Genomic DNA, 22,803 nt, shown 5'->3' with positions numbered 1-22,803 from the left:
CGATCAGAGCTTGTAGGCGCGGTGCAGTCCGACGATCCCGCCGGTCAGATTACGCCACTCTACCGACGACCAGCCGGAGTCGGCGATGCGCAGCGCCAGCTGCTTCTGATTCGGCCAGGCCCGGATGGATTCGGCCAGGTAGACGTAGGCATCGGGATTGCTGCTGACCGCATGCGCCACCCGCGGCAGCGCCTTCATCAGGTACTCCATGTATACGGTGCGGAACACCGGAACCACCGGCGTGGAGAACTCGCACACCACCAGCCGCCCGCCCGGCTTTGTGACCCGCAGCATCTCGCGCATGGCCAGATCGATGTCGGCGACATTGCGCAGCCCGAACGAGATCGTCACCCCGTCGAACGAGTCGTTGGCGAACGGCAGCGCCATCGCGTCGCCCGCCACCATCGGAACATTGCGGAACCGACCCGCCGCGAGCATGCCCTTGGAGAAATCGGTCGAGACACACCAGGCGCCCGACTTGCCGAGTTCAACCGTGGACACGCCGGTACCGGCCGCGAGATCGAGCACGCGCTCGCCCGGCCGCGGCGCCAGCGCCTTGCGGGTCGCCCAGCGCCAGTACCGGTCCTGGCCCGCGGAGATGACGGTGTTGGTGATGTCGTACCGCTTCGCGACCCCGTCGAACATCGACGCGACCTCGTGCGGCTGCTTATCCAGCGAGGCCCGAAACGATTCCCGCTGCTCTGTTTTGGCCACACCTGACCCTAACGCGCAGCCAAATCGGCGCGGCCACGCTCCGGGCACAAACTGTCTGAGACAATGGGCGCACTCGCCACCCCGGCGCGCCGCCGCGCGGTCAAGCCGTGTGTGGGATGCGGATCTGGATGCCGGTCACGTCCACGTAGTGCCCCATCAGCTCGGTGCAGAGCGCGGGCCAGGTACGGTGCAGCACCGACTTACGGGCGGACGCGGCGAACCTGGCTCGCAGGGTCGGATCATGCAGCGCCCCAACGGCACTGGGGAGCAGTTCGGTGAAGCGGTCGACGGGCAGCAGATACCCGTTGCGGCAGTGCGCGATCAGGTCCCGTGGACCGCCCGCGTCCGGGCCGATCACCGGGACGCCGGAGGCCAGTGCCTCCTGCACGCCCTGGCAGAACGTCTCGTGTTCGCCCGCGTGCACCATCACATCGAGGCTCGCGTAGGCCTGGGCCAGCTCGTCGCCGCCGAGTTCGCCGGTGAATACCGCGGTGGGCATCATCCGGCCGAGGGCGGCGCGGTCGGGTCCGTCCCCGACGATCACCAGCTGAATGTCCGGAGCGGCCGCCAGCACCGCGAGGCGCTCCACATGCTTTTCCGGAGCCAGCCGCCCGACGAACCCGACAAGCAACTTGCCTCGCCCGCGCAACCAGGATTCGCGCAGTTCCTCCCGCCGCGCCGACGGGGTGAACCGCGCGATATCGACGCCTCGACCCCACCGATGCACCCGGGGGATCTCGTGCCGCGCCAGATCCTCGGCGGCCGCACGGGACGGCGCCAGCGTCCGAGTGGCGCCCTCGTGAATGCGCCGGGTCCAACCCCAGGCCGCGCGGCTGGCCAGCCCCAACCCGTAACTCTTGGCGAACCCGGCCACATCGGTCTGATAGATCGCCACCGACGGCAGGTCCAAACGCATTGCCGCGGCGAGTCCACCGGCGCCGAGCAGGAACGGTGAGGCCAGATGCACCACATCCGCGTCGAAGGCAGCGATGGCGGCGGTGATGCCGGGTTGCGGCAGGCCCACCGGCAGCGAGCTGATCTTCGGCACCATGATCGCGGGCACCCGATGGATGGGGAAGCGGCCGTAGTCGCGGGGGGCGGCGGGCAGCCCGCTCACCGTATCGGGCGCGACGACCAGCGCCTCATGACCGTGCCGGTCCAGATGGTCCAGCACCCGGAGCACGGAATTGACGACGCCGTTCATATTCGGCAGGAACGACTCCGAAACGATGGCTACGCGCACTATGCCAGACTGACCGGTGCAGCGCGCCGTGCCGTCACGCCGACGTGACCGGCACGGAAAGTTCCGGCGAACTGTCGGGGGCGTCGCATCAGCGGAGTCAGCGAGCCGGAACCAGTTTTCCCCTGCGCCGGTCGACTCGCAGGAGAAGCAACAGCGTTGGCAGCGCCAGCAACCACACCACCACTATCACCGACAGCGCGGGCAGCAATGCGACGCGCACGTCGCGTCCGGCCACCCGGACCAGATCGGGATCGTCGCGGTTGTACTCCACATTGATCCGCTCGCCCGCGGTGAGATTGGTCGGATACAGCACGCCGACCTTCGGATTGTGCGTCTCCCCATCGGGCGTCACGAACATGACCGCCGAGCGCAGCCGTCCCGCCGAGAGCACCTCGGCCGTGGTCACACCCTTGTCCGAACTGATCAGATAGTCGTTGCGCCAGGCGGCGAGCACGAGCAGCCCGACAAGGGTGCTGATCACGATCGCGGTGGTGACGACACTGATCCTGGCCCGTCGGAGGCGGATCGGCCACCGATCAGACTGGCTGGTTTCCGACACCGCAACAGGCTACTTGTCGCCTCCGCTACCGTGTGCGCCCATGTCCCGAAAATTCAGCTTCACCGTGCCCTACGCAGTCCCGGTCGAAGATCTTCACCGGGCACTCACCACCGATGATGTCTGGCAGTCCCGGTTCGCCGACGCCCAGACCGCCATGCTCGAGCTCTCGCACCCCGAGGGGGCGGGCACCATCCGCATCCACATGACCGAAAAGGCAAGCCAGGATAAGGTTCCCGGCATTGTGAGGAAGGTGCTCAAGAGCGAGCTCGTACTCTCGCGCATCGACAACTGGCAGGCGCTCGACGGCGAGGTCGCCAAGGGCACCTTCGAAGGCGCCACCGGTGGCATCACCAGTGAAATGTCGGGCACCTACGAAATGCGTCCCACCGCCGAGGGCTCCGAGATCGAGGTCGTCGGCACCGTGCAGGTCAAGGTTCCGTTGGTCGGCGGCGCCATTGAGCCGCTGGCCGAGCAGCTGCATCACCGGGTGCTCAACAGCGAACGCAAGTTCATCGAGCAGTGGTTCACCACCCAGGCGCCCGCCTGACCCTGCGCCCGTCTCGTGGATGCGCAGCGAGTCGCGGCGCGCATCCACGACCATCGCCGGTCGGCCTGGCTCACTGACCGGGCCAGTTGCCCTCCGGATCGAATTCCTTGGGCTCCACCAGCACCAGCCAGTTGCCTGAGTTGTCGCGAATGATCGCCTCGGTGCCATAGGGCCGTTCCGCGGGCGGCTGAATGAACTCGACCCCCTTGGCCGTCAGCTCCTCGAACGCCTTCTGACAGTTCTCGGTCTTCAGTCCGAGCGCGCCGTGGGTGCCATTGGCCAGCGACCGCTTGATGGCCTCGGCAAGGTTGTCGTCCAGCGGCGGCCCTGGCAGCATCAGCGTCACCTCGAGCTCGGGATGATCCGGGTGCGCGACGGCGAGCCAGCGGAAGCCGTTGTCGCCCATGGTGATATCGCTGGTCTCGATGAACCCCAGCTTGTCGATGTACCAGTGCTTCGCTTCGTCTTGGTTCGTGACATAGACGGTGACCAGCGAGACATTCGAAATGCTTGTCATGGATACAGGCTATTGCCGCACGACACCGCCCGGCTTCTCCAAAATTGCGGTGTTGGTCGCGACCGATATTCGTGACCGGAGTCGCGCCGTCAGGTGGGTTTGCGGTCCGACAGGCCGTGCATGAAGACGTAGCAGCCGGGGATCCGTGGCGCGCCGTCGGCGAACTTGGCCTGGTACTCCGACGGCGTGACCCCGACCAGCTGCCGGAACTTACTGCTGAACGACCCCAGGCTGCTGTAGCCGACCATCATGCAAACCTCGGTCACCGTCAGGTTGGTGGCCCGCAACAAATCCTGCGCCCGCTCGATCCGCCGCTCGGCCAGATACGCCGCGGGCGTCTTCCCGTACACCGCCGAAAACGCCCGCAAGAAGTGATATTTGGAAACCCCTGCCGCAGCGGCCAATTCATCGAGATTCAACGGCTCGGCATAATTCCGATCCACGAGGTCGCGCGCCCGCCGCAGGTGCGGCAGCAAATACAGCGCGGGCAACCCGGTCATGACATCAGCTGAATGGTGCGAGTTCGTCGAAGCGCATGGATGCCCGGCCCGCGGCGCGCCAGGCCCGCGCCGTCATATCCACGTCCTCGTCGGTGACCAGATTCCCCATTACCCGAACCGCGGTGCGCTGCAGGTACTTCGATCGCATCACCGGCGGCCCGCCCATCGGCACCATCCGAGGATGGGTGGCCAGTCCGGCGATCCGCCGCGCCACCGAGAACGTCCGCCCATACCGCGCGCGCAGCAGTTCCGGCCATATCCAGGTGAGATCCGGCTCGTCCAGCAGCCCGGCGAGCATGTGCCCGCCCTCCAGCCCGTAGTCGATGCCCTCGCCGTTCAGCGGGTTCACGCAGCCCGCCGCGTCGCCGATCAGTACCCAGTTGCGCCCGGCGACATTCGAGACCGCGCCGCCCATCGGCAGCAGCGCCGACGCGACAGCCCGCAGCGAGCCATCGAACTGCCACTCGTCGCGCCGCTGCGAGGTGTAGTGCTCCAGTAGCGGTTTCAACGCGATGTGCGAGGGCCGCTGCTCGGTGGCCAGCGATCCGACGCCGATATTCACCTCGCCATTGCCCAGCGGGAACACCCAGCCATAGCCGGGGACCAGTTCGTTGTTCGCGTCGCGCAGCTCCAGATGTGAGGTGATCCACTGATCATCGCTGCGGGCCGACCTGATGTAGGCGCGGGCCGCGACGCCGTAGGCGTACTGCCGATGCCAGGTGCGGCCGAGCAGTTTGCCGATCGGCGAGCGCACCCCGTCGGCGACGATCAGCGTGTCGCACCCGATCGAGCGGGTGCCCTCGGCGGTCTTGACGGTCACCGCGGTGACCCGATCGCCCTCGCGCGCGACATCCACCACCTTGGTGCCGTCGAGCATCCTGGCCCCGGACTTCACCGCGGTCTCGCGCAGCTTGTCGTCGAGTTCGGTTCGGGGGACGGCACTTCCGTAGGTCGGGAAGGAGCCACTCGGCCAGGGCAGCAGGGCCTCGCGGCCGAAACCGGTCATCCGGAGGCCGTGATTCACCGTGTGCGCGCGCAGCCAGTCGCCGAGTCCGAGGTTCTCCAGTTCCGCGGTCGCGCGCGGCGTCAGACCGTCACCGCAGGTCTTGTCGCGGGGAAAGACGGCGGCATCGATGAGCAGCACGTCGCGGCCCGCCCGCGCGGCCCAAGCCGCGGCCGCCGAACCGGCAGGTCCCGCACCGACGACGAGCACCTCGGTCCGGGCCGGCAGCGCCCCCTGCCCATCCCCGCCACCGCTCGGCGCATCCCCATTGCTGCCCGCGGGTGTGACATCCGGTGAACCCATGCGCTCAATACTTGCAGGGCAGTCTTGTTCATGTCGACGCTGCCCGTATCACGACGGAACCCCAGCTGGGCGCATGCGGTGGGCGTCCACGAAAAACAATGTGCGAAAGTGTCTGATACACCGCAGGGTGACGGTGTTCATGGGCCATCGGGCGGGGACACGCTAGGTTCTTTACCGTGGGGTCGGACGCATCGCTGGGAGAAGAAATGAGCACATCTGCTGCGAGTGAGCGCAGCGAGCGAGCCAATGGGCACGACGCGCTCGCGCATGGCGGAACCGAGCGCTGGCGAGGTGGAGACATGAGCGACGAGAGCACGGTGGTGGCCGGGGTCGATCTCGGGGATACCGAGCTCGCGGCGACGGTGCGAAATGGTCTGGAAAGCGTCGAAAAACTCCTGATCGAGGAGCTGTCCGACGGCGAGGTCTTCCTACAGGAAGCGGCGCTGCATCTGGCCAAGGCCGGCGGCAAGCGGTTCCGCCCGCTCTTCACCATCCTCACCGGGCAGCTCGGCCCGCGCCCGACCGATCCCGCCCTGGTCACCGCGGGCACTGTGGTCGAACTGGTGCATCTGGCCACCCTCTACCACGACGATGTGATGGACGAGGCATCGATGCGTCGCGGGGCTCCGAGCGTGAACTCGCGCTGGGGCAACAACATCGCCATCCTGGCGGGCGACTACCTCTTCGCGCACGCGTCCCGGCTCACCTCGACCCTCGGCCCCGATGCGGTGCGCATCATCGCCGAGACCTTCGCCGAACTGGTCACCGGTCAGATGCGCGAGACCATGGGCGCGAGCGACTCCGAGGATCCGGTGGAGCACTACCTGCGCGTGGTGTGGGAGAAGACCGGTTCGCTGATCGCCGCCGCCGGCCGGTTCGGCGGCACCTTCTCCGGCGCCGACACAGAGCACGTCGAGCGGCTGGCCCGGCTCGGCGACGCGGTCGGCACCGCCTTCCAGATCTCCGACGACATCATCGACATCTCCTCGGCCTCCGAACAATCCGGCAAGACGCCCGGCACCGACCTGCGCGAAGGTGTGCACACCCTGCCGGTGCTCTACGCACTGCGCGACGAGGGCGCCAAAGGCGATCGCCTGCGCAAGCTGCTGGCCCGCCCGCTGGAGACCGACGACGAGGTAGAAGAGGCGCTCGGCCTGCTTGCCCACTCGCGAGGCATGGTGCTGGCCAAGGAAAAGCTGCAGGGTTACGCCGACATCGCCCATGCCGAACTGTCCGCTCTGCCCGAGGGCCCGGCCAACGACGCACTGGAGCGCCTGGTCCGCTACACCATCGAACGCGTGGGATAAGCGACCGAAATCCGGCAGCTCACACTTCGATCAGGAACCTTTGCCCGGACGCGGTCGTTGACCTGGTGTATTGCACATGGCGATGCGGTAGCTGCAACGCGACAACTGATTTCGTGAGCACATGGGTAACTCGCAGGGTACGCCCAGAACCTGATTAGGCACTCGACGCAGGACCTGTGACCAAGTCTCGCGGCACCGACTCGCATGGCCTGAATACGCGGAGAGGCGGATATGCACGGGTATGCGAATGGATTGAAGACGTTCGGGCTCATGGTCGGTCTGTCGGCCCTGATCGTCTTCGCCGGGGCGATGTTCCGCAGTCCGATGATCCTGATCCTGGCGATTCTGCTCGCCGTCGGCATGAACGCGTACGCGTACTTCAACAGCGATAAGCTCGCGTTGAAGGCGATGCACGCGCAGCCGGTCAGCGAGCTGGAGGCCCCGGTGATCTACCGGATCGTGCGCGAGCTCGCGACCGCAGCGCGCCAGCCGATGCCGCGGCTGTACATCAGCCCGACCAATGCACCCAATGCCTTCGCCACCGGTCGCAATCCGCGGCATGCCGCGGTCTGCTGCACCTCCGGTATCCTGCAGATCCTCGACGAGCGGGAACTGCGCGCCGTGCTCGGGCACGAGCTGTCGCACGTCTACAACCGCGACATCCTGATCTCCTCGATGGCAGGCGCCTTGGCCGCGGTCATCTCCGGCCTGGCCAATCTGGCCTTCTTCGCGTCCATGTTCGGCGGCGGCAACCGCAATGGCGAGGGCCCCAATATGCTTGGCGTGCTGTTGGTTTCGCTGCTCGGCCCGATTGCGGCGACCCTGGTAAAGCTCGCCGTCTCCCGCTCGCGGGAGTATCAGGCCGACCAGTCCGGCGCGGAGCTGACCGGCGACCCGCTTGCCCTCGCCTCGGCCCTACGCAAACTGGAGCGCGGCGTACAGGCCGCCCCACTGCCCCCTGAGCCGCAACTGACCGCCCAGTCGCACCTGATGATCGCCAACCCGTTCCGGGCCGGCGAGAAGGCCGCCCGCTGGTTCTCCACCCACCCGCCGATGGCCGATCGCATCGCCCGCCTCGAACAGATGGCGGGCGGTCCCCGCAATTACTGAGAGCCGGAGACCAGACGTTCAATCGTGTTCGGCCGTCAGCTCTTCCTCGTAGGCGCGAAACGTGTCGACGAACATTCGACGTTGCTCGGCGGTCAGCGGCTCCAGCACCTTGCGCCAGGCCCGCGCGCTGCCGCCCAGCCAGTTATTGACCGACTTCTCTTGCGCCGCAGCGATTCCCACGATGGTGCGCCGCCGATCGGCCTCGTCGGGGTTGCGTTCCAGCACCCCCTGACGGCTCAGCTCACTCACCATCAGGCTCACCGTCGTCGGCGCCACCTCGAGCCGCGCGGCGAGCTCGTTCACACTCATCGGCCCTTCGAAAACGAGGTTGGCCAGTAGCGAGAGATGCCGCGGCGCGAGCGAGAACGATCGCAGCTCGTCGGGCACCCCCAGCCGCTTCGCGCGCCCTACCACGCGCGGCATGAGCAGCAATAGGACGCGAATCCCGTCGTCGACCTCGAGTCCGTGCTGCCGATCATCGGTCGACACCGTCGCCACCTCGCCGCTGACTACCGGTAGTTGACGAACTGCAGCGCGATACCGAAGTCTTCGCCCTTCAGCAGGGCGATGATCGCCTGGAGATCGTCGCGCTTCTTGCTGCTCACCCGCAGTTCGTCGCCCTGGATCTGGGCCTTGACGCCCTTGGGGCCCTCGTCGCGGATCTTCTTGGAGATCTTCTTCGCGTGCTCTGCGTCGATACCCTGCACCAGCGTCCCGGTGACCTTGTAGGTCTTGCCGGAGGCGACGGGCTCGCCCGCCTCGAACGCCTTCAGCGAGATATCGCGGCGAATCAGCTTTTCCTTGAACACGTCCAGCGCGGCCTTGACCCGCTCCTCCGCCTCGGCGGTCAGCACGATCTTGTCCTCACCGGACCACTCGATGGTCGCACCGGTGCCACGGAAGTCGTAACGCGTGTTCAGCTCCTTCTCGGCCTGATGCACAGCGTTGTCGACCTCCTGTCGATCGACCTTGCTGACGACATCGAAAGACGAATCGGCCACACTGCGCTCCTTGTCCTGACGGTCCGACGGGTCACGTGCACCGGATGATCCGGCCCTCGTCAGTTCTACCCGGAAGCATGACGTTAGTCCCCGCGCATGGCCTATAGCCAGCCGGTTTGCATTCGGGGTGTGGGTTCGATGTATTCTGCTCTGCGCACCGAGAAGTGCGCGAACGGCAGGTTGCCCGAGCGGCCAATGGGAGCAGACTGTAAATCTGTCGGTGAAAGCCTACGTAGGTTCGAATCCTACACCTGCCACTCCGTTATGAAGTGAGCCCTGTACGCAGAAAACGCGTACAGGGCTCACTTCGTATTTGCCTATGTGGGGTGCAATCCCCACGCCCCGCCCGGCGGGGCTTCGCCCCCGGACCCCCGTCCAGTGGTTGCGCGAGTGGGTCACGTTTGTCGTGTCCTGCTGCGAGATCGTCGTTGATTAGAGTTTTCTGGACTACAGGGTGTCAGAGGGGTCGCTACAAAAACGTCCCTGACCAGACGGTTTGGAGGTGGGACCGGAGAGTGTGTAACCTCGATCAAGACTTCGCCGCGCCGGGGTCGGATTGCTGGAGTTCGGTGCGGATGTAGTCATGCCCCCTTAGCTCAGTCGGCAGAGCGTTTCCATGGTAAGGAAAAGGTCAACGGTTCGATTCCGTTAGGGGGCTCGCCGGATTGCCGGTGGTGACCGACTCGGCATCTCCAAGGTTGGGCGCGGCACCAAGGCAATGCGACCCCGTGGCGGTGTAGCTCAGTCGGTAGAGCAAACGACTCATAATCGTTGTGTCGCCGGTTCAAGTCCGGCCATCGCTACCAGAAACCGATCAGACCATCTGGTTGACCCGAAAGAAGGAATGTCGTGGCCGCGAAGTCCACCGATGTCCGGCCAAAGATCACCTTGGCCTGCGAGCAGTGCAAGCATCGCAACTACATCACCAAGAAGAACCGGCGCAATGACCCGGATCGGCTGGAACTGAAGAAGTTCTGCCCGAACTGCGGCACGCACCGGGCGCATCGCGAATCCCGCTAGTCCTCCACGCGTGCCGCTGCCGCGTTGATCGACTCCGGGAGTCCGAATGTCCCGGTTATCTGAGACCGTGATACTGCGAGGGCCGGACGTATGTCCGGCCCTGATGCATTTTCACGGTATCGGGTGCGGTGGTAAACGCTCCGCCGACTCCGGGAGCGGGGTCAGATAGGTACAGTCCTCCCGTGACAATCAACATTGGTACAGACGAAGCTGTCGCAACGGACGAGACTTTCGATCCGGCGGCACACGCAGCGGCCATGGTCGGTCACCACTACCGCGTCGACGACTACTACGAAGTCGGCCGCGAGAAGGTTCGCGAATACGCGCGCGCCGTGCAGGACTATCACCCTGTGCACTGGGAAGAGGATGCCGCGCAGGAGTACGGCTATGACGGCCTGCTCGCTCCGCTGACCTTCATCTCCCTGGTCGGCATCCTGGCGCAGCGCAAGCTGTTCGAGCAGATCGTCACCGGCTATGACCTGAGTCAGATCATGCAGACCGATCAGATCCTGGAATTCAACCGGCCGATCAAGGTCGGCGACCAGTTGATCTGCCATGTCTACCTGCACTCGTTCCGGCAGGCGTTCGGTGGCGACATCATCGTCACAAAGAACGTCGTCACCGCGCAGAATGACGAGCTGGTGCTCACCACCTACACCACGCTGATCGGCCGCAGCGGCGGCGACATCGATCCGAACCTGCAGGGCGCGGTCCGCAACGTGCTGATGCACGGCATCGACGAGGATGCCCCCGGCCATCACCCGCGCACCCCGGCCCTCGACGCGCCGGCGCCTGCTCCCATCGTCGCGGCTCCCGAGATCGTGCCGAGCAAGCGTGCGATCAGCTTCGACGACGTGACCGTCGGCGAAGAGCTGCCGCCGCGCACCGTCCGGCTGACCCGTGGCGACCTGGTGAACTACGCCGGTGTGTCCGGTGACGCGAACCCGATCCACTGGAGCGACGAGGTCGTGAAGCTCGTCGGCCTGGAGAACGTGGTCGCGCACGGCATGCTCACCATGGGCCTAGGTGGCAGTTTCGTCACTTCTTGGCTCGGCAACCCCGGTGCGGTCAAGGAGTACAACGTCCGCTTCACCAGCCCGGTCTACGTCGGCTCCGACGAGCCTGCCGAGATCGAATACACGGGTAAAGTGAAGTCGGTGGATCCGGAGACGCGGACCGCGGTCGTCGCCATCGTGGCGCGGTCGGCGGGGCGCAAGATCTTCGGGCGCGCGACCGCTACGGTGCAGCTGGCCTGACCTGGTCGGGTGACCCTGATTGGCTAATGCCGCGGACGGTAACGTACACTCGGGTTTCTGGGGTCACCAGCCGTTGCGCGCTGCTCTGTAGGGCTGGTTCCAGGCGGTCCGGAGGAACGGATTGCCAACGGGGCCGGCAACTGCCGGAGTAGCGCGCGTGTTGTGTGACAGCTGGATATAACTGAATAAGAACAGTGGCTGGACAGCCCTAATCGTCCAGCCGAAGGGGTGTAGCTCAACTGGCAGAGCAGCGGTCTCCAAAACCGCAGGTTGCAGGTTCAAGTCCTGTCGCCCCTGCCCTGGATGCCAGCGACGAAAGGATCGACGTGAGCGACGAGCGGGATACTCGCCACGGCGCGCATGTGGCCGACGATGGCGACGACACCGCCGCAGTGACTCGGCCGAGCGGCAAGCGGTCCGCCCGACGGGCCCGCAGTGCGTCGTCCTCCGATTCTGGCGCGGTCGCCACGGTCGAGCGGCCGTCGTTGAGCAAGGCAACCAAGAAGACCGATCGGGCCGAGCGTAAGACGGGTAACCCGTTCAAGCTCTTGATCAGGTTCCTTCGCGAGGTAATCGCGGAACTGCGCAAGGTGATCTGGCCCAACCGGAAGCAGATGGTCACCTATACGGGCGTTGTTCTGGTGTTCGTGATTTTCATGGTCGCGTTCATCAGCGGGTTGGATCTAGCGTTCATCAAGGGTGTCAACTGGCTGTTCGGCTAGCTGAACAACGCCGACGCCGGTAGCCGATCCCGGGGCGGACACGGGCGGAGTGATTTCCGCCGGGCGCCCGGCCCCGGCACGCAGAGGATGTACGTGACGACACAGGAAGCGAGTGCCCCAGTGAGCACCCCGGAGAACGACACAACCGACGAGTTCCCGGTCGACGACACGGTGGCCGAGGCCGCCGACTCCGTCGAGGACTCCGCGTCCGTCGAGGAATCCGTGGTCGAGGACGCCGAGCCCGCTGCCGAGGCCGCCCCTATCGACGCGGAGCCAGCCGATCCCGTCGCCGAAATGAAGGCCGCGCTGCGGCGCGCCCCCGGTGACTGGTACGTCATCCACTCCTACGCGGGTTACGAGAACAAGGTCAAGGCCAACCTCGAGACCCGCGTGCAGAACCTGGACCTCGAGGAGTACATCTTCCAGGTCGAGGTGCCGACCGAAGAGGTCACCGAGATCAAGAACGGCCAGCGCAAGCACGTCAACCGCAAGGTGCTGCCCGGCTACATCCTGGTCCGGATGGAACTCAACGACGAGTCGTGGGGCGCGGTGCGCAATACTCCCGGCGTCACCGGTTTCGTCGGCGCCACCTCGCGCCCGTCGCCATTGTCCATCGATGACGTGGTGAAGTTCCTGGTCCCGGCTGCGCAGCAGCAGAAGAAGCCCGCTGCCGCCGCGGGCAGCTCCGAGGGCGCCACCGATGTCGTGGCCAAGCCGGTCATCGAGGTCGACTTCGAGGTCGGCGAGTCGGTCACCGTGATGGACGGCCCGTTCGCGACGCTGCCCGCCAGCATCTCCGAGGTCAACGCCGAGCAGCAGAAGCTCAAGGTGCTCGTGTCGATCTTCGGCCGCGAGACCCCGGTCGAGCTGGCGTTCACGCAGGTCGCGAAGATCTAGAACCGTTCCGTCTCCGACGGAATGAATCGACCCCGGCTACGGGTTGATTCACCAGGACTTGCAAAGAGCAAGGAAAACAGACACCTAGGAAAGAAAGATGCCCCCCAAGAAGAAGAAGCTCGCCGGGATCATCAAGCTTCAGATCCAGGCCGGCCAGGCGAACCCCGCCCCCCCGGTGGGGCCCGCGCTCGGTCAGCACGGCGTCAACATCATGGAGTTCTGCAAGGCGTACAACGCCGCGACCGAGTCGCAGCGTGGCAACGTCATTCCGGTCGAGATCTCGGTGTACGAGGACCGGACGTTCGACTTCAAGCTGAAGACCCCGCCCGCTGCCCGGCTGCTGCTCAAGGCCGCCGGTATCCAGAAGGGTTCGGCCGAGCCGCACAAGACCAAGGTCGCGAAGATCACCATGGACCAGGTTCGGGAGATCGCCAAGACCAAGGCGGAAGATCTGAACGCCACCGACATCGATCAGGCGGCGAAGATCATCGCGGGTACTGCTCGCTCGATGGGTATCACCGTCGAAGGCTGAGCGGACACGCTCCTCCATATATAGGTGGGAGGGCCGGCCAGGCCCGATAACCACTTCTGACAGAACAAGGACAGAGAAAAATGGCAAAACGAAGCAAGGCGTATCTCGCCGCGGCCGAGAAGGTCGATCGCGATCAGTTGTACTCCCCGCTTGCCGCCGCGCGGCTGGCCAAGGAGACCGCCTCTACCAAGACCGACGCGACCGTCGAGGTTGCCGTTCGTCTCGGTGTGGATCCCCGCAAGGCCGACCAGATGGTCCGCGGCACGGTCAACCTGCCGCACGGCACCGGTAAGACCGCCCGCGTCATCGTGTTCGCGGCCGGCGAGAAAGCCGCCGAAGCCGAGGCCGCCGGTGCGGACGCCGTTGGCGCCGAGGACCTGATCGAGCGGATCCAGGGCGGCTGGCTCGATTTCGACGCCGCGATCGCCACCCCGGACCAGATGGCCAAGGTCGGCCGGATCGCGCGTGTCCTCGGACCGCGTGGCCTGATGCCGAACCCGAAGACGGGCACCGTCACCAACGATGTGACCAAGGCCGTCAACGACATCAAGGGCGGCAAGATCAACTTCCGCGTCGACAAGCAGGCCAACCTGCACTTCGTCATCGGCAAGGCGTCTTTCGACGACGCAAAGCTGGTGGACAACTACGGCGCCGCGCTGGATGAGATCCTGCGCGCGAAGCCGTCGACCGCCAAGGGCCGCTACGTCAAGAAGGTGACGGTCTCGACGAACACCGGACCGGGCATCCCGGTGGATCCGAACCGCACCCGCAACCTCCTCGACGAGGATGCGTAAGTAGCACCTGAGTCAAACCGCAACGGCGGGAACGCGATCAGCGCTCCCGCCGTTGCGGTTTTCCGGGATAAATCATTACCGGACTAATTCGCCTGCGGCCATCGTTGGCCCTGGTGTGACCGTTGTTCTGCTGATCTCCGGAAGCACACGCAGTGCTTCGACCAATTCCGCCGCGCTGCGCACCGTGCGGGCGATAGCCCCGGACGGCGTCGACACCCTGTGGTACGACGGTCTGACCGAACTACCCGCTTTCAGCCCGGATGACGACGGCACCGGTCACCCCTCGGTGGTCGCGCTGCGCGAACAGCTTTCGCGCGCCGACGCCGTGCTGCTCTGCACGCCCGAATACGCGGGCACGCTGCCTGGCAGCTTCAAGAATCTCCTGGACTGGACCGTCGGCACCGGCGACCTGTACGAAAAGCCGACGGCCTTCCTCAATGTGGCCGCGCAGGGGCGCGGCGAAGGCGCGGCCGCGACCCTGACCACCGTTCTCGGCTATGTGGGGGCCGATATCGACCCGGCGGCATGCGCCAGACTGCCGGTGGCCCGTGACGCCGTTGGACCGGACGGCTTGGTCACCACGACCGAATTCCGAACCGGCGCACTCGAAGCTCTCACCCGCCTCGTCCAGCACACAACTCGGACCCCAGCCTGAGATTCATAGATCGCCGGCGTGGTGCCGAGACGCTGCGCCAGCAGGGTGGCGAGGGTTAATGAGGAACATGAACCCGAACATCGAGAAGTAGCCGATCGCAATGGCTGAGGCGGGCAGCGGGAATCGGCGATTGCGGAACAGCTGCACATCGAGAATCGGTGCGCTGGTGCGCAATTCCCACACGACGAACGCGGCGAGCAGTGCGAACCGAGCGCGTGCCGAGCGTGGCCACCGACGTCCAGCCGTAGCGCGGCCCCTCGATGATGGACCAGACCAGCAGCGTGATGCCCGCGATGGATGACGCGATACCGGGCAAGTCCAGCCGCCCTACGCAGCGCCGCCCGTAGCGGTCGCCGAGATTGCCGAAGGGCGGCAGCAGCCCGGCGAAGGTCCGTTTTGGCAGATGGTGGGCCTTGCAGGTACTCTGAACGACAGTGATCGACGAGTTCGATCGCTACCCAATCCGTTCTACCGAAGACCGTTGGTCGCCGTGCCCCTATGGGTTCGGTCGAAGGTCCGGCAATAGCTGGCGGCCCACGCAGGGAGATCTGAGGCTGGGAATTGGTCCAAGTATTGCTTGGGCCGATCTTCCAATTGCGCCCCGGAACGCTCTGCGTTCGGGGCGTTTGCTTTTTCAGCTGGCCCCTGGTGCTTGGTAGTTCGTATATACGAACCGACATCCAGAGAGGAGGCGAAGTATGGCAAAACCCGAGAAGGTCACTGCGGTTGAAGAGATCGCGGAGCAGTTCAAGAGCTCGACGGCCACCGTCGTCACGGAATACCGTGGTCTGTCGGTCGGCAAGCTCACCGATCTGCGTCGCGCGCTCGGCGCGGGCGCCACGTACTCCGTCGCCAAGAACACCCTGGTCAAGCGTGCGGCCGCGGAAGCGGGCGTCGAAGGCCTGGACGACTTGTTCGTCGGACCGACCGCCATCGCCTTCATCCAGGGCGAGCCGGTCGACGCAGCGAAGGCCCTCAAGACCTTCGCCAAGGACAACAAGGCGCTCATCATCAAGGGCGGGTACATGGACGGCGCTGCGCTGTCCGTTGCCGAGGTCGAGAAGATCGCCGACCTCGAGTCCCGCGAGGTGCTGCTGGCCAAGCTGGCCGGCGCGATGAAGGGCAACATGGCGAAGGCCGCCAGTCTGTTCAACGCTCCCGCTTCGCAGGTGGCCCGCCTGGCCGCCGCGCTCGTGGAGAAGAAGCAGGCCGAAACCGGTGGCGAAACCGCTGCCGCTGAATAACCCCATGCGGGTGATTCGCGCGCGACTCGCCCACATAGCCATCAACTACCGAAAGGAACAACATTATGGCCAACGTTGACGAACTGCTCGAGACCTTCGGCAACATGACCCTGCTCGAGCTGTCGGACTTCGTCAAGAAGTTCGAGGAGAAGTTCGAGGTCACCGCTTCTGCTCCGGTCGCCGTCGCCGGCCCCGCGGGCCCCGGCGCCGTGGCTGAGGTCGTCGAAGAGCAGGACGAGTTCGACGTCATCCTCGAGGGCGCGGGCGACAAGAAGATCCAGGTCATCAAGGTGGTCCGTGAGATCGTCTCGGGCCTGGGCCTGAAGGAAGCCAAGGACCTGGTCGAGAGCGCGCCGAAGGCGATCCTGGAGAAGGTTGCCAAGGACGCGGCCGAGGCTGCCAAGGCGAAGCTGGAAGATGCCGGCGCCAAGGTCTCCGTCAAGTAATTCGCGACCACGTCGCCGGACGGGCGGTCCCCATTGGGGGCCGCCCGTTTGCTTTGTCCGGCGCGCGAACGTGTTGCGAATATCGAGAGACATCGGGGTTACTCTTCAGTCAGGTTGGGGTGTGCCGCGTCTCGCCCATGGGATACAGTGACCGAACCCACTGTGACGCGACACGCCGCGACAGCCGGATTGCGTGGTACCCCGGTGGGCTGCTCGCTGAGAATTGTGGAGGTAGGCGTGGGCGTCGAGGTAAGGACCGAGGGTGTTACGAAGTCTTTCGGTTCACAGCGGATTTGGCAGGATGTCTCATTGACCCTGCCTTCGGGTGAGGTTAGTGCCCTGCTCGGGCCCTCGGGTACCGGTAAGTCGGTCTTTCTGAAGTCCCTGATCGGTCTGCTGCGCCCGGAGCGTGGCTCCATCTATATCGGTGGCACGGATATCACCACCTGCTCCAACAAGGAGCTCTACGAGATCCGCAAGCTTTTCGGCGTGCTGTTCCAGGACGGCGCGCTGTTCGGTTCGATGAACCTTTATGACAACATCGCCTTCCCGTTGCGTGAGCACACGAAGAAGTCCGAGTCGGAAATCCGCAAGGTCGTCATGGAGAAGCTGGAGCTGACCGGTCTGCTCGGGGCCGAGACAAAGCTCCCCGGCGAGATCTCCGGCGGTATGCGCAAGCGTGCCGGACTGGCCCGGGCCCTGGTGCTCGACCCGCAGATCATCCTTGTCGACGAGCCGGACTCCGGCCTCGACCCGGTTCGGACCTCCTACCTCAGCCAACTGCTGCTCAACATCAACGCGCAGATCGACGCCACGATCCTGATCGTCACGCACAACATCAACCTGGCCCGCACCGTGCCCGACAACATCGGCATGCTGTTCCGTCGCCAGCTGGTCATGTTCGGCCCGCGCGAGGTGCTGCTCACCAGCGAGGAGCCGGTGGTCAAGCAGTTCCTCAACGGCCGCATGATCGGCCCGATCGGCATGAGCGAGGAAAAAGACGAGGCGCAGATGGCGCGCGAGCAGGCGCTCGTCGACGCGGGCCACCACCACGGCGGCGCCGAAGAGGTCGACGGGATCATCCCGCAGATGAAGGCCGAGCCGGGTATGCCCGTGCGGCAGGCGGTGATGCGCCGCAAGGAGCGAGTCCGCGAGATCATGCATACCCTGCCGCATTCGGCGCAGGTGGCGATTCGTGAATCACTTGCCGAGAACGACGACACGCAGGTGATGGCCTACAACCAGGGCGACCTAGAAGGATATCAGGGTGGCGCGTACGACGCAACCATGCGCCACAACACAACTAACGGGTAACATCTGCGATCGTGAATTCCACCCTGGCGCGATTGCGGACCCCCATGGAGTCGGGGTTTGCCCAGGTCGGCAACATCTTTGCGCTCTTCCTCGACGTCGTGCGCAAGACGTTCAAGCGGCCGTTTCAGTTGCGCGAGTTCATCGAGCAGTCGTGGTTCATCGCGAGTGTCTCGATTCTGCCCAGCGCACTGGTGGCAATCCCGTTCGGCGCGGTCGTCGCGCTACAGACCGGCTCGCTGATCAAGCAACTCGGCGCCGAATCCTTCTCCGGCGCGACCGGCGTACTCGCCACCGTGCAGCAGGCGGCCCCGGTGGTGACCGCGCTGATCATCGCGGGCGCGGCCGGATCGGCGGTGGCCGCCGACCTCGGCTCGCGCACCATCCGTGATGAGATCGACGCGCTCGAGGTGCTCGGCGTCGATCCGGTGCAGAAGCTCGTGGTGCCACGGGTTCTGGGCATGACGCTGGTGGCGCTGCTGCTCAACGGCCTGGTGTCGGTGGTCGGCATCGCTGGTGGCTACTTCTTCAATGTGCTGTTGCAGGGCGGCACGCCGGGCGCCTACCTGGCCTCGTTCTCCGCTCTTGCGCAGTTGCCGGACCTGTGGATCGGCGAGATCAAGGCGGCGGTGTTCGGTCTGATCGCCGGCGTGATCGCCGCGTACAAGGGGTTGCATCCCAAAGGGGGCCCGAAAGGAGTCGGTGACGCGGTGAACCAATCCGTGGTGATCACGTTCCTGGTGTTGTTCTTCGTGAACTTGGTTCTGACCCTGGTGTATCTCCAGGTCGTCCCCGCTAAGGGCGCCTGACCCGTGGCGACCCCCTACCGCAACCCAGTCTTGGCCAAATCCGCCCGCCGGGCCGCCGAATTCGTCCGTATGCCACTGAGCGTGGTCGATCGCGCGGGCGAGCAGATGTCGTTCTACTCCCGCGCCATCGCCTGGATTCCCCGCACCGCGGTGCACTACCGCAAGGAGGTCATGCGGCTGCTGGCCGAGGTGACCTTCGGCAGCGGCGCGCTGGCGGTCATCGGCGGCACCATCGGCGTCATCGTCTTCATGTCCGGCTCGGTCGGCGTGGTGGTCGGCCTGCAGGGCTTCAAGGCGCTCGACGCGCTCGGCAGCTCCGTGCTGACCGGCTTCCTGACCGCCTACATCAACACTCGCGAGATCGCGCCGCTGGTGGCGGCGCTCGCGCTATCGGCAACGGTGGGTTGTGGTTTCACCGCCCAGCTCGGCGCCATGCGAATCTCCGAGGAGATCGACGCGCTCGAGGTGATGGCGGTGCCCGGCGTGCCGTTCCTGGTCACCACCCGCGTGATCGCCGGATTCCTCGCGGTCATCCCGCTGTACGTCGTCGGCCTGCTCGGCACGTTCCTGGCGTCGCGCATGATCAGCATCTGGTTCAACGGGCAGTCCAGCGGCTCGTATGACCACTATTTCAGCCTGTTCCTACCACCAGAGGACGTGTTGTATTCGTTCCTCAAGGTGCTGGTGTTCGCGTTCGTGATCATCATGGTGCACTGCTACTACGGCTTTCACGCCACCGGCGGACCGGCGGGCGTCGGCGTCGCGGTAGGCCGGGCGGTGCGTGCGGCGATCGTGCTCGTGAACGTGCTCGACTTCTTCCTGAGCCTGGCCATCTGGGGGACCACGACGACAGTGCGGGTTGCCGGATGAGTAGCGGAGTGCAGGCCTGGCGGTCCACGGAGAAACTGCGTGTTCGGGTCCTCGGCATCGTCTTCTTCGTGATCTGCGCGCTCTTTCTGTGGACCACGATCGCGATCTACAACAAGCAGTTCGTGAAGACCGTCGACGTCAACCTGATCACAGACAGTGTGGGCAATGCCTTGACCCGCCACGCGGACGTCAAGGTTCGCGGCGTCCCCGTCGGCGAGGTGCGGTCGAGCCGGTCCGAGGGTGGCAAGGTGACCTTGGCGCTCGCGCTCGACCCGTCCAAAGCCGGCCAGATTCCGGTGAACGCGACGGCGCGGCTGCTGCCGAAGACGCTGTTCGGTGAGCGGTACGTGGATCTGGTGATCCCCGACGCTCCCAGCGCGCAGCATCTGATCGATGGGGTGACCCTGCACCAGGACACCAGCGGCAATGCGATCGAGGTCAGCAAGCTGCTCGACGATCTGCTGCCGCTGCTGCAGGCGATTCCGCCGCAGGATCTCGCCGCCACCCTCGGCGCGCTGTCGCAGGCGCTGTCCGGCCAGGGTCTGGCGCTCGGTGAGACGGTGGACAAGCTGGACAACATCTTCCGCGAGGTCAACGTGGTGATGCCGGATCTGCAACAGGATCTGGCGAGCTTCGCCGACGTGACCGCCACCTACTCGGATGCGGCGCCGCAGCTGGTCGATGCCCTGAACAATCTGCGCACCACCAACGCGACCATCGTGCAGAAGCGTTCACAGATCGACACGTTGATGGCCTCGCTGACCCCGACCGCGGCCACCACCGCCGACTTCTTGATCGCCAACCACGACAACATCATCGATCTGGCCGCCGACTCCCGCCCCGCGCTGGAACTGCTGGCGACCTACTCGCCGACCTATGCGTGTGAGATGGCGAACTTCGCGAAGATGAAGCCGCGTATCGACAGGCTCTTCGGCAAGGGCACCGATCGGCCGGGTTCGCGCGTGACCATCGAGTTGGTCAATACCCGAGGCAAGTACCTGCCCAACCAGGACGAGCCACGCTGGCTGGACACCCGCGGACCGTCGTGCGTCGCGGAATACCCGCTGGGCGTCGACCCCGGCCAGTACACCGGCGGCCCGAACAACGACGGATCGTATGCGGTGCCGAGCCGTAACCCCGGCGACCAGGTAACCGGCAAGCTCGACCCGCCGCAGTTCGGTGTGTACCCGGCCGGTAGCACTCCGACCGCCGCCGGATCGCCGATGGAACAGCAGACCCTCGGCGCGATCTACGGTGCGGCGAACGGTGTTTCGCCGGACCAGGTGCCCGGCTGGGTGACCCGGATCGGGGCGCCCGCATTCCGTGGCAGTGAGGTGAGCGTGCGATGAAACAGAAGCTCCGCGGCGTGGGATCGCCGCTGACCAAGCTGATCATCTTCGTCGTGGTCACCCTGTTCGCGACCACCATCCTCGGCCTGTCCATCGCGAACTACAGTGGCGGCGGCACCGAGTTCAAGGCCAGGTTCACCGATGTCACGTCGCTGAACCCGGGCGACGAGGTGCGTATCGCCGGCGTGCGGGTCGGCAAGGTCACCGGCATCTCGATCGTAGACAAGCGGCTGGCCGAGGTGACGTTCGAAATGGCCGACCGCAATTGGCTGCCCGCGTCCACCACGGCGACCATCCGCTACCGAAATCTGGTGGGCCAGCGCTACATCGCGCTCGAGCAGGGCACCGGCGAGCAGGGCCGCAAGCTCAACAAGGGCGCGACCATTCCGCTGGAACGCACGCATCCGGCGTTGAACCTGACCACCCTGTTCAACGGGTTCCGCCCGCTGTTCCACACGCTCACCGCCGACGACGTGAACAAGCTGTCGTTCGAGATCATCCAGGTCTTCCAGGGTGAGCAGGGCACCATCAAGGACCTGGTGACCAGCACGGCGAGCCTGACCAACAAGATCGCGGATAAGGACGCCGTCATCGGTGAACTGGTGAAGAACCTGACCGCCGTGCTCGACACGATCAATCAGCGCGAGGACAACTTCGACCAGTTGATCGTCAATACCGAGGCGCTGGTCAGCGGCTTGGCGGCCGAGCGCGACACGATCGGCCGTTCGGTGACCTCGCTCGGCAACCTGGCCTCGGCCACCTCGGACCTGCTGGTCCCGACCCGGCCCTCGCTGCAGGGTTCGATCGCGGGGCTCAACCAGCTCACCGGCACCCTGAACGAGCGCAAGGACGAAGTGAACCAGGTCCTGAACAACCTGCCGATCAAGATGGAAAAGCTCGGGCGCGTCGGCAGTTACGGCTCCTGGTTCCAGTTCTATCTGTGCGGTATCGACCTCGTCGCCGGGCCGGGCTCGGCGGATGCGCCGCAGCTCAACCTCCCGTCCGGGATGCCGACGATCAACCAGCCGCTCTACACCAACGCCGCGCCGCGCTGCAACGGGAAGGCCCGCTAGATGGACGACCGGATCCTGCTCGGCAAGCGCAGCCCAGCGTTCATGGGTGTGCTCGGCCTTGCGATGGTGCTGCTGGTGACGATCTCCGCGTTCTTCCTGGACCGGCTGCCGATCATCGGCGCGGGCACCAAGTACACCGCCGAGTTCTCCGAGGCGGCGGGCATCAAAAAGGGCAACGAGGTTCGCATCGCGGGCGTCAAGGTCGGGTCGGTGGCGGATGTGCGCCTGGCCGGTGACCGGGTGCTCGTCGACTTCCGTACCCAGAACGCCTGGATCGGCAACGACACCACCGCCGCCATCCAGATCAAGACCGTGCTCGGCCAGAAGTACCTGGCACTCGACCCGAAAGGCTCCAAGCCCGCCGACCCGAGTCAGCGAATCCCGTTGTCGCGCACGGTATCTCCTTACGATGTGGTGGACGCGTTCAGCGACGCGGCGAAGAACGTCGACCAGATCGATACCGCGCAGCTGGCCACCAGCATGCGGGTGCTTTCGGACGCCTTCGCCACCACGCCGCCGGAGATTCGCAATTCCATCGACGGCGTGGCCCGGCTCTCGGAGACCCTCGGCAAGCGTGACCAGGAACTGAAGAAGATGTTCGCCGCCACCAAGCAGACCACCCAGGTGCTCGCGGACCGCAACGCCCAGTTCGAGCGGCTGCTCGCCTCCGGCGGGCAATTGCTGACCGAACTCAATATTCGCCAGCAGTCGATCTCGCAGCTGCTCACCGGAGCCAAGACGGTGGCGGCCGAACTGAGCGCGCTGGTGCACGACAACGAGCAGCAGATCGGCCCGGCCTTGACCAACCTGAAGGCCTCCATCGACATGCTGAATGCCAACCAGCAGAACATTTCCAAGACACTGGAACTCGCGGCGCCGTTCTACGGCCTCTACGCCAACGTGCTCGGCACCGGCCGCTGGTTCGACGCGGTGATCGTCAACCTGATTCCGCCGGGTCTGCCCGAGATTCCGGGCGATCGGCCGCCGGTGCGTTCGCTTGGCCCTCTGGAAGGTAACTGAC

General features: G+C 65.3%; 26 protein-coding genes, 4 tRNA genes and 1 pseudogene. 22 read left to right on the top strand and 9 right to left on the bottom strand.

The genetic code is table 11. The annotated features are described in order from the left end of the window. Window positions 1-3: 3 nt before the first annotated feature. From ACV7NQ_RS12970 to ACV7NQ_RS12960, 3 genes are all read right to left on the bottom strand, one after another. Entirely contained in the window at window positions 4-714 is a 711-nt protein-coding gene (locus ACV7NQ_RS12970) for a demethylmenaquinone methyltransferase (RefSeq protein WP_463359861.1), read from the bottom strand. A 100-nt stretch (window positions 715-814) separates the two neighbouring features. Further along, complete coding sequence (locus ACV7NQ_RS12965) at window positions 815-1,957, bottom strand: glycosyltransferase family 4 protein (protein WP_463359860.1); 1,143 nt, start codon at window positions 1,955-1,957, stop codon at window positions 815-817. A gap of 97 nt (window positions 1,958-2,054) precedes the next feature. Further along, window positions 2,055-2,516 carry a DUF3592 domain-containing protein gene (locus ACV7NQ_RS12960; protein ID WP_463359859.1) on the bottom strand — a complete coding sequence of 154 codons (462 nt, stop codon included), beginning with the start codon at window positions 2,514-2,516 and terminating at the stop codon, window positions 2,055-2,057. A gap of 40 nt (window positions 2,517-2,556) precedes the next feature. Here ACV7NQ_RS12960 and ACV7NQ_RS12955 point away from each other — a divergent pair, with 40 nt between their 5' ends. Further along, window positions 2,557-3,063 carry a DUF2505 domain-containing protein gene (locus tag ACV7NQ_RS12955; protein ID WP_463359858.1) on the top strand — a complete coding sequence of 169 codons (507 nt, stop codon included), beginning with the start codon at window positions 2,557-2,559 and terminating at the stop codon, window positions 3,061-3,063. Window positions 3,064-3,133: 70 nt separating this feature from the next. Here the strand turns inward: ACV7NQ_RS12955 and ACV7NQ_RS12950 are convergent, their stop codons facing one another. The 3 genes from ACV7NQ_RS12950 to ACV7NQ_RS12940 form a co-directional block, all read right to left on the bottom strand. After that, a complete protein-coding gene (locus tag ACV7NQ_RS12950; protein WP_463359857.1) occupies window positions 3,134-3,580 on the bottom strand; it encodes a VOC family protein in 447 nt (148 codons plus the stop codon). An 89-nt stretch (window positions 3,581-3,669) separates the two neighbouring features. Beyond that, entirely contained in the window at window positions 3,670-4,080 is a 411-nt protein-coding gene (locus tag ACV7NQ_RS12945) for a helix-turn-helix domain-containing protein (protein WP_463359856.1), read from the bottom strand. 4 nt (window positions 4,081-4,084) lie between these two features. Next, window positions 4,085-5,386, bottom strand: coding sequence for a geranylgeranyl reductase family protein (locus ACV7NQ_RS12940; RefSeq protein WP_463359855.1), 1,302 nt, complete (start codon window positions 5,384-5,386; stop codon window positions 4,085-4,087). A gap of 299 nt (window positions 5,387-5,685) precedes the next feature. Here ACV7NQ_RS12940 and ACV7NQ_RS12935 point away from each other — a divergent pair, with 299 nt between their 5' ends. Beyond that, the gene (locus tag ACV7NQ_RS12935) at window positions 5,686-6,693 is read left to right on the top strand and encodes a polyprenyl synthetase family protein (protein WP_463359854.1); all 1,008 of its coding nucleotides are present in this window, start codon (window positions 5,686-5,688) and stop codon (window positions 6,691-6,693) included. A gap of 231 nt (window positions 6,694-6,924) precedes the next feature. After that, window positions 6,925-7,803 (top strand): zinc metalloprotease HtpX, encoded by an 879-nt coding sequence (htpX, locus tag ACV7NQ_RS12930; protein ID WP_463359853.1) that lies wholly within the window; start codon window positions 6,925-6,927, stop codon window positions 7,801-7,803. An 18-nt stretch (window positions 7,804-7,821) separates the two neighbouring features. Here htpX and ACV7NQ_RS12925 read toward each other — a convergent pair whose 3' ends face one another. After that, a complete protein-coding gene (locus tag ACV7NQ_RS12925) occupies window positions 7,822-8,292 on the bottom strand; it encodes a MarR family winged helix-turn-helix transcriptional regulator (protein ID WP_463359852.1) in 471 nt (156 codons plus the stop codon). Between the two features lie 20 nt (window positions 8,293-8,312). After that, window positions 8,313-8,804, bottom strand: a complete 492-nt coding sequence (locus tag ACV7NQ_RS12920; RefSeq protein WP_463359851.1) for a YajQ family cyclic di-GMP-binding protein — start codon at window positions 8,802-8,804, stop codon at window positions 8,313-8,315. Between the two features lie 174 nt (window positions 8,805-8,978). Between ACV7NQ_RS12920 and ACV7NQ_RS12915 the strand changes: the two genes are divergently transcribed. From ACV7NQ_RS12915 to ACV7NQ_RS12865, 11 genes are all read left to right on the top strand, one after another. After that, a tRNA-Tyr gene (locus ACV7NQ_RS12915) sits at window positions 8,979-9,061 on the top strand. 328 nt (window positions 9,062-9,389) lie between these two features. Then, window positions 9,390-9,462 (top strand) — tRNA-Thr (locus tag ACV7NQ_RS12910). Between the two features lie 72 nt (window positions 9,463-9,534). Next, a tRNA-Met gene (locus tag ACV7NQ_RS12905) sits at window positions 9,535-9,610 on the top strand. 43 nt (window positions 9,611-9,653) lie between these two features. Continuing rightward, window positions 9,654-9,824 carry a 50S ribosomal protein L33 gene (gene rpmG / locus ACV7NQ_RS12900; RefSeq protein WP_011211653.1) on the top strand — a complete coding sequence of 57 codons (171 nt, stop codon included), beginning with the start codon at window positions 9,654-9,656 and terminating at the stop codon, window positions 9,822-9,824. Window positions 9,825-10,012: 188 nt separating this feature from the next. Continuing rightward, a complete protein-coding gene (locus ACV7NQ_RS12895) occupies window positions 10,013-11,080 on the top strand; it encodes a fused (3R)-hydroxyacyl-ACP dehydratase subunits HadA/HadB (protein WP_463365648.1) in 1,068 nt (355 codons plus the stop codon). A gap of 224 nt (window positions 11,081-11,304) precedes the next feature. Beyond that, a tRNA-Trp gene (locus ACV7NQ_RS12890) sits at window positions 11,305-11,377 on the top strand. Window positions 11,378-11,406: 29 nt separating this feature from the next. After that, entirely contained in the window at window positions 11,407-11,802 is a 396-nt protein-coding gene (gene secE / locus ACV7NQ_RS12885) for a preprotein translocase subunit SecE (protein WP_463359850.1), read from the top strand. 120 nt (window positions 11,803-11,922) lie between these two features. Next, the gene (nusG, locus tag ACV7NQ_RS12880; RefSeq protein ID WP_463359849.1) at window positions 11,923-12,699 is read left to right on the top strand and encodes a transcription termination/antitermination protein NusG; all 777 of its coding nucleotides are present in this window, start codon (window positions 11,923-11,925) and stop codon (window positions 12,697-12,699) included. Between the two features lie 97 nt (window positions 12,700-12,796). Then, window positions 12,797-13,231, top strand: a complete 435-nt coding sequence (rplK, locus tag ACV7NQ_RS12875) for a 50S ribosomal protein L11 (RefSeq protein WP_463359848.1) — start codon at window positions 12,797-12,799, stop codon at window positions 13,229-13,231. Between the two features lie 80 nt (window positions 13,232-13,311). After that, entirely contained in the window at window positions 13,312-14,025 is a 714-nt protein-coding gene (gene rplA / locus ACV7NQ_RS12870) for a 50S ribosomal protein L1 (protein ID WP_463359847.1), read from the top strand. 115 nt (window positions 14,026-14,140) lie between these two features. Continuing rightward, window positions 14,141-14,680, top strand: coding sequence for an NADPH-dependent FMN reductase (locus tag ACV7NQ_RS12865; protein WP_463359846.1), 540 nt, complete (start codon window positions 14,141-14,143; stop codon window positions 14,678-14,680). Window positions 14,681-14,737: 57 nt separating this feature from the next. Here the strand turns inward: ACV7NQ_RS12865 and ACV7NQ_RS12860 are convergent. After that, window positions 14,738-15,011: pseudogene (locus ACV7NQ_RS12860) on the bottom strand (MFS transporter); the annotation flags it as partial. Between the two features lie 367 nt (window positions 15,012-15,378). On the opposite strand from ACV7NQ_RS12860, the gene rplJ reads away from it, so the two are divergent. The 8 genes from rplJ (at window position 15,379) to ACV7NQ_RS12820 (ending at window position 22,802) form a co-directional block, all read left to right on the top strand. Beyond that, window positions 15,379-15,924: a 50S ribosomal protein L10 gene (gene rplJ, locus ACV7NQ_RS12855; protein WP_463359845.1), complete on the top strand. Its 546-nt coding sequence runs from the start codon at window positions 15,379-15,381 to the stop codon at window positions 15,922-15,924. A 65-nt stretch (window positions 15,925-15,989) separates the two neighbouring features. Beyond that, a complete protein-coding gene (gene rplL / locus ACV7NQ_RS12850) occupies window positions 15,990-16,370 on the top strand; it encodes a 50S ribosomal protein L7/L12 (RefSeq protein WP_463359844.1) in 381 nt (126 codons plus the stop codon). Window positions 16,371-16,595: 225 nt separating this feature from the next. Then, window positions 16,596-17,684 (top strand): ABC transporter ATP-binding protein, encoded by a 1,089-nt coding sequence (locus ACV7NQ_RS12845; protein ID WP_463359843.1) that lies wholly within the window; start codon window positions 16,596-16,598, stop codon window positions 17,682-17,684. A 44-nt stretch (window positions 17,685-17,728) separates the two neighbouring features. Then, a complete protein-coding gene (locus tag ACV7NQ_RS12840; RefSeq protein ID WP_463365647.1) occupies window positions 17,729-18,490 on the top strand; it encodes an MlaE family ABC transporter permease in 762 nt (253 codons plus the stop codon). Window positions 18,491-18,559: 69 nt separating this feature from the next. After that, entirely contained in the window at window positions 18,560-19,360 is an 801-nt protein-coding gene (locus ACV7NQ_RS12835) for an MlaE family ABC transporter permease (RefSeq protein ID WP_463365646.1), read from the top strand. After that, window positions 19,357-20,709: an MCE family protein gene (locus ACV7NQ_RS12830; protein ID WP_463359842.1), complete on the top strand. Its 1,353-nt coding sequence runs from the start codon at window positions 19,357-19,359 to the stop codon at window positions 20,707-20,709. Before ACV7NQ_RS12835 ends, ACV7NQ_RS12830 begins: the two co-directional genes overlap by 4 nt. Next, window positions 20,706-21,782, top strand: coding sequence for an MCE family protein (locus ACV7NQ_RS12825; protein ID WP_463359841.1), 1,077 nt, complete (start codon window positions 20,706-20,708; stop codon window positions 21,780-21,782). The genes ACV7NQ_RS12830 and ACV7NQ_RS12825 overlap by 4 nt, the downstream gene beginning before the upstream one ends. Then, complete coding sequence (locus ACV7NQ_RS12820; protein WP_463359840.1) at window positions 21,783-22,802, top strand: MCE family protein; 1,020 nt, start codon at window positions 21,783-21,785, stop codon at window positions 22,800-22,802. The last annotated feature ends 1 nt before the right edge of the window (window position 22,803 follow it).

The sequence above is a fragment of the Nocardia sp. Tas62D01 genome, assembly GCF_055232035.1.
Note: the sequence above shows the minus strand (reverse complement) of the source record. Positions and strands in the feature narration are given on the sequence as shown.

Coding starts and splice junctions, on each gene's coding strand:
- ACV7NQ_RS12955 (WP_463359858.1), top strand. CDS start 2,557: ATGTCCCGAAAATTCAGCTTCACCGTGCCCTACGCAGTCCCGGTCGAA.
- ACV7NQ_RS12950 (WP_463359857.1), bottom strand. CDS start 3,580: ATGACAAGCATTTCGAATGTCTCGCTGGTCACCGTCTATGTCACGAAC.
- ACV7NQ_RS12945 (WP_463359856.1), bottom strand. CDS start 4,080: ATGACCGGGTTGCCCGCGCTGTATTTGCTGCCGCACCTGCGGCGGGCG.
- ACV7NQ_RS12940 (WP_463359855.1), bottom strand. CDS start 5,386: ATGGGTTCACCGGATGTCACACCCGCGGGCAGCAATGGGGATGCGCCG.
- ACV7NQ_RS12935 (WP_463359854.1), top strand. CDS start 5,686: ATGAGCGACGAGAGCACGGTGGTGGCCGGGGTCGATCTCGGGGATACC.
- htpX (WP_463359853.1), top strand. CDS start 6,925: ATGCACGGGTATGCGAATGGATTGAAGACGTTCGGGCTCATGGTCGGT.
- rplK (WP_463359848.1), top strand. CDS start 12,797: ATGCCCCCCAAGAAGAAGAAGCTCGCCGGGATCATCAAGCTTCAGATC.
- rplA (WP_463359847.1), top strand. CDS start 13,312: ATGGCAAAACGAAGCAAGGCGTATCTCGCCGCGGCCGAGAAGGTCGAT.
- rplJ (WP_463359845.1), top strand. CDS start 15,379: ATGGCAAAACCCGAGAAGGTCACTGCGGTTGAAGAGATCGCGGAGCAG.
- rplL (WP_463359844.1), top strand. CDS start 15,990: ATGGCCAACGTTGACGAACTGCTCGAGACCTTCGGCAACATGACCCTG.
- ACV7NQ_RS12840 (WP_463365647.1), top strand. CDS start 17,729: ATGGAGTCGGGGTTTGCCCAGGTCGGCAACATCTTTGCGCTCTTCCTC.
- ACV7NQ_RS12835 (WP_463365646.1), top strand. CDS start 18,560: ATGCCACTGAGCGTGGTCGATCGCGCGGGCGAGCAGATGTCGTTCTAC.
- ACV7NQ_RS12830 (WP_463359842.1), top strand. CDS start 19,357: ATGAGTAGCGGAGTGCAGGCCTGGCGGTCCACGGAGAAACTGCGTGTT.
- ACV7NQ_RS12825 (WP_463359841.1), top strand. CDS start 20,706: ATGAAACAGAAGCTCCGCGGCGTGGGATCGCCGCTGACCAAGCTGATC.
- ACV7NQ_RS12820 (WP_463359840.1), top strand. CDS start 21,783: ATGGACGACCGGATCCTGCTCGGCAAGCGCAGCCCAGCGTTCATGGGT.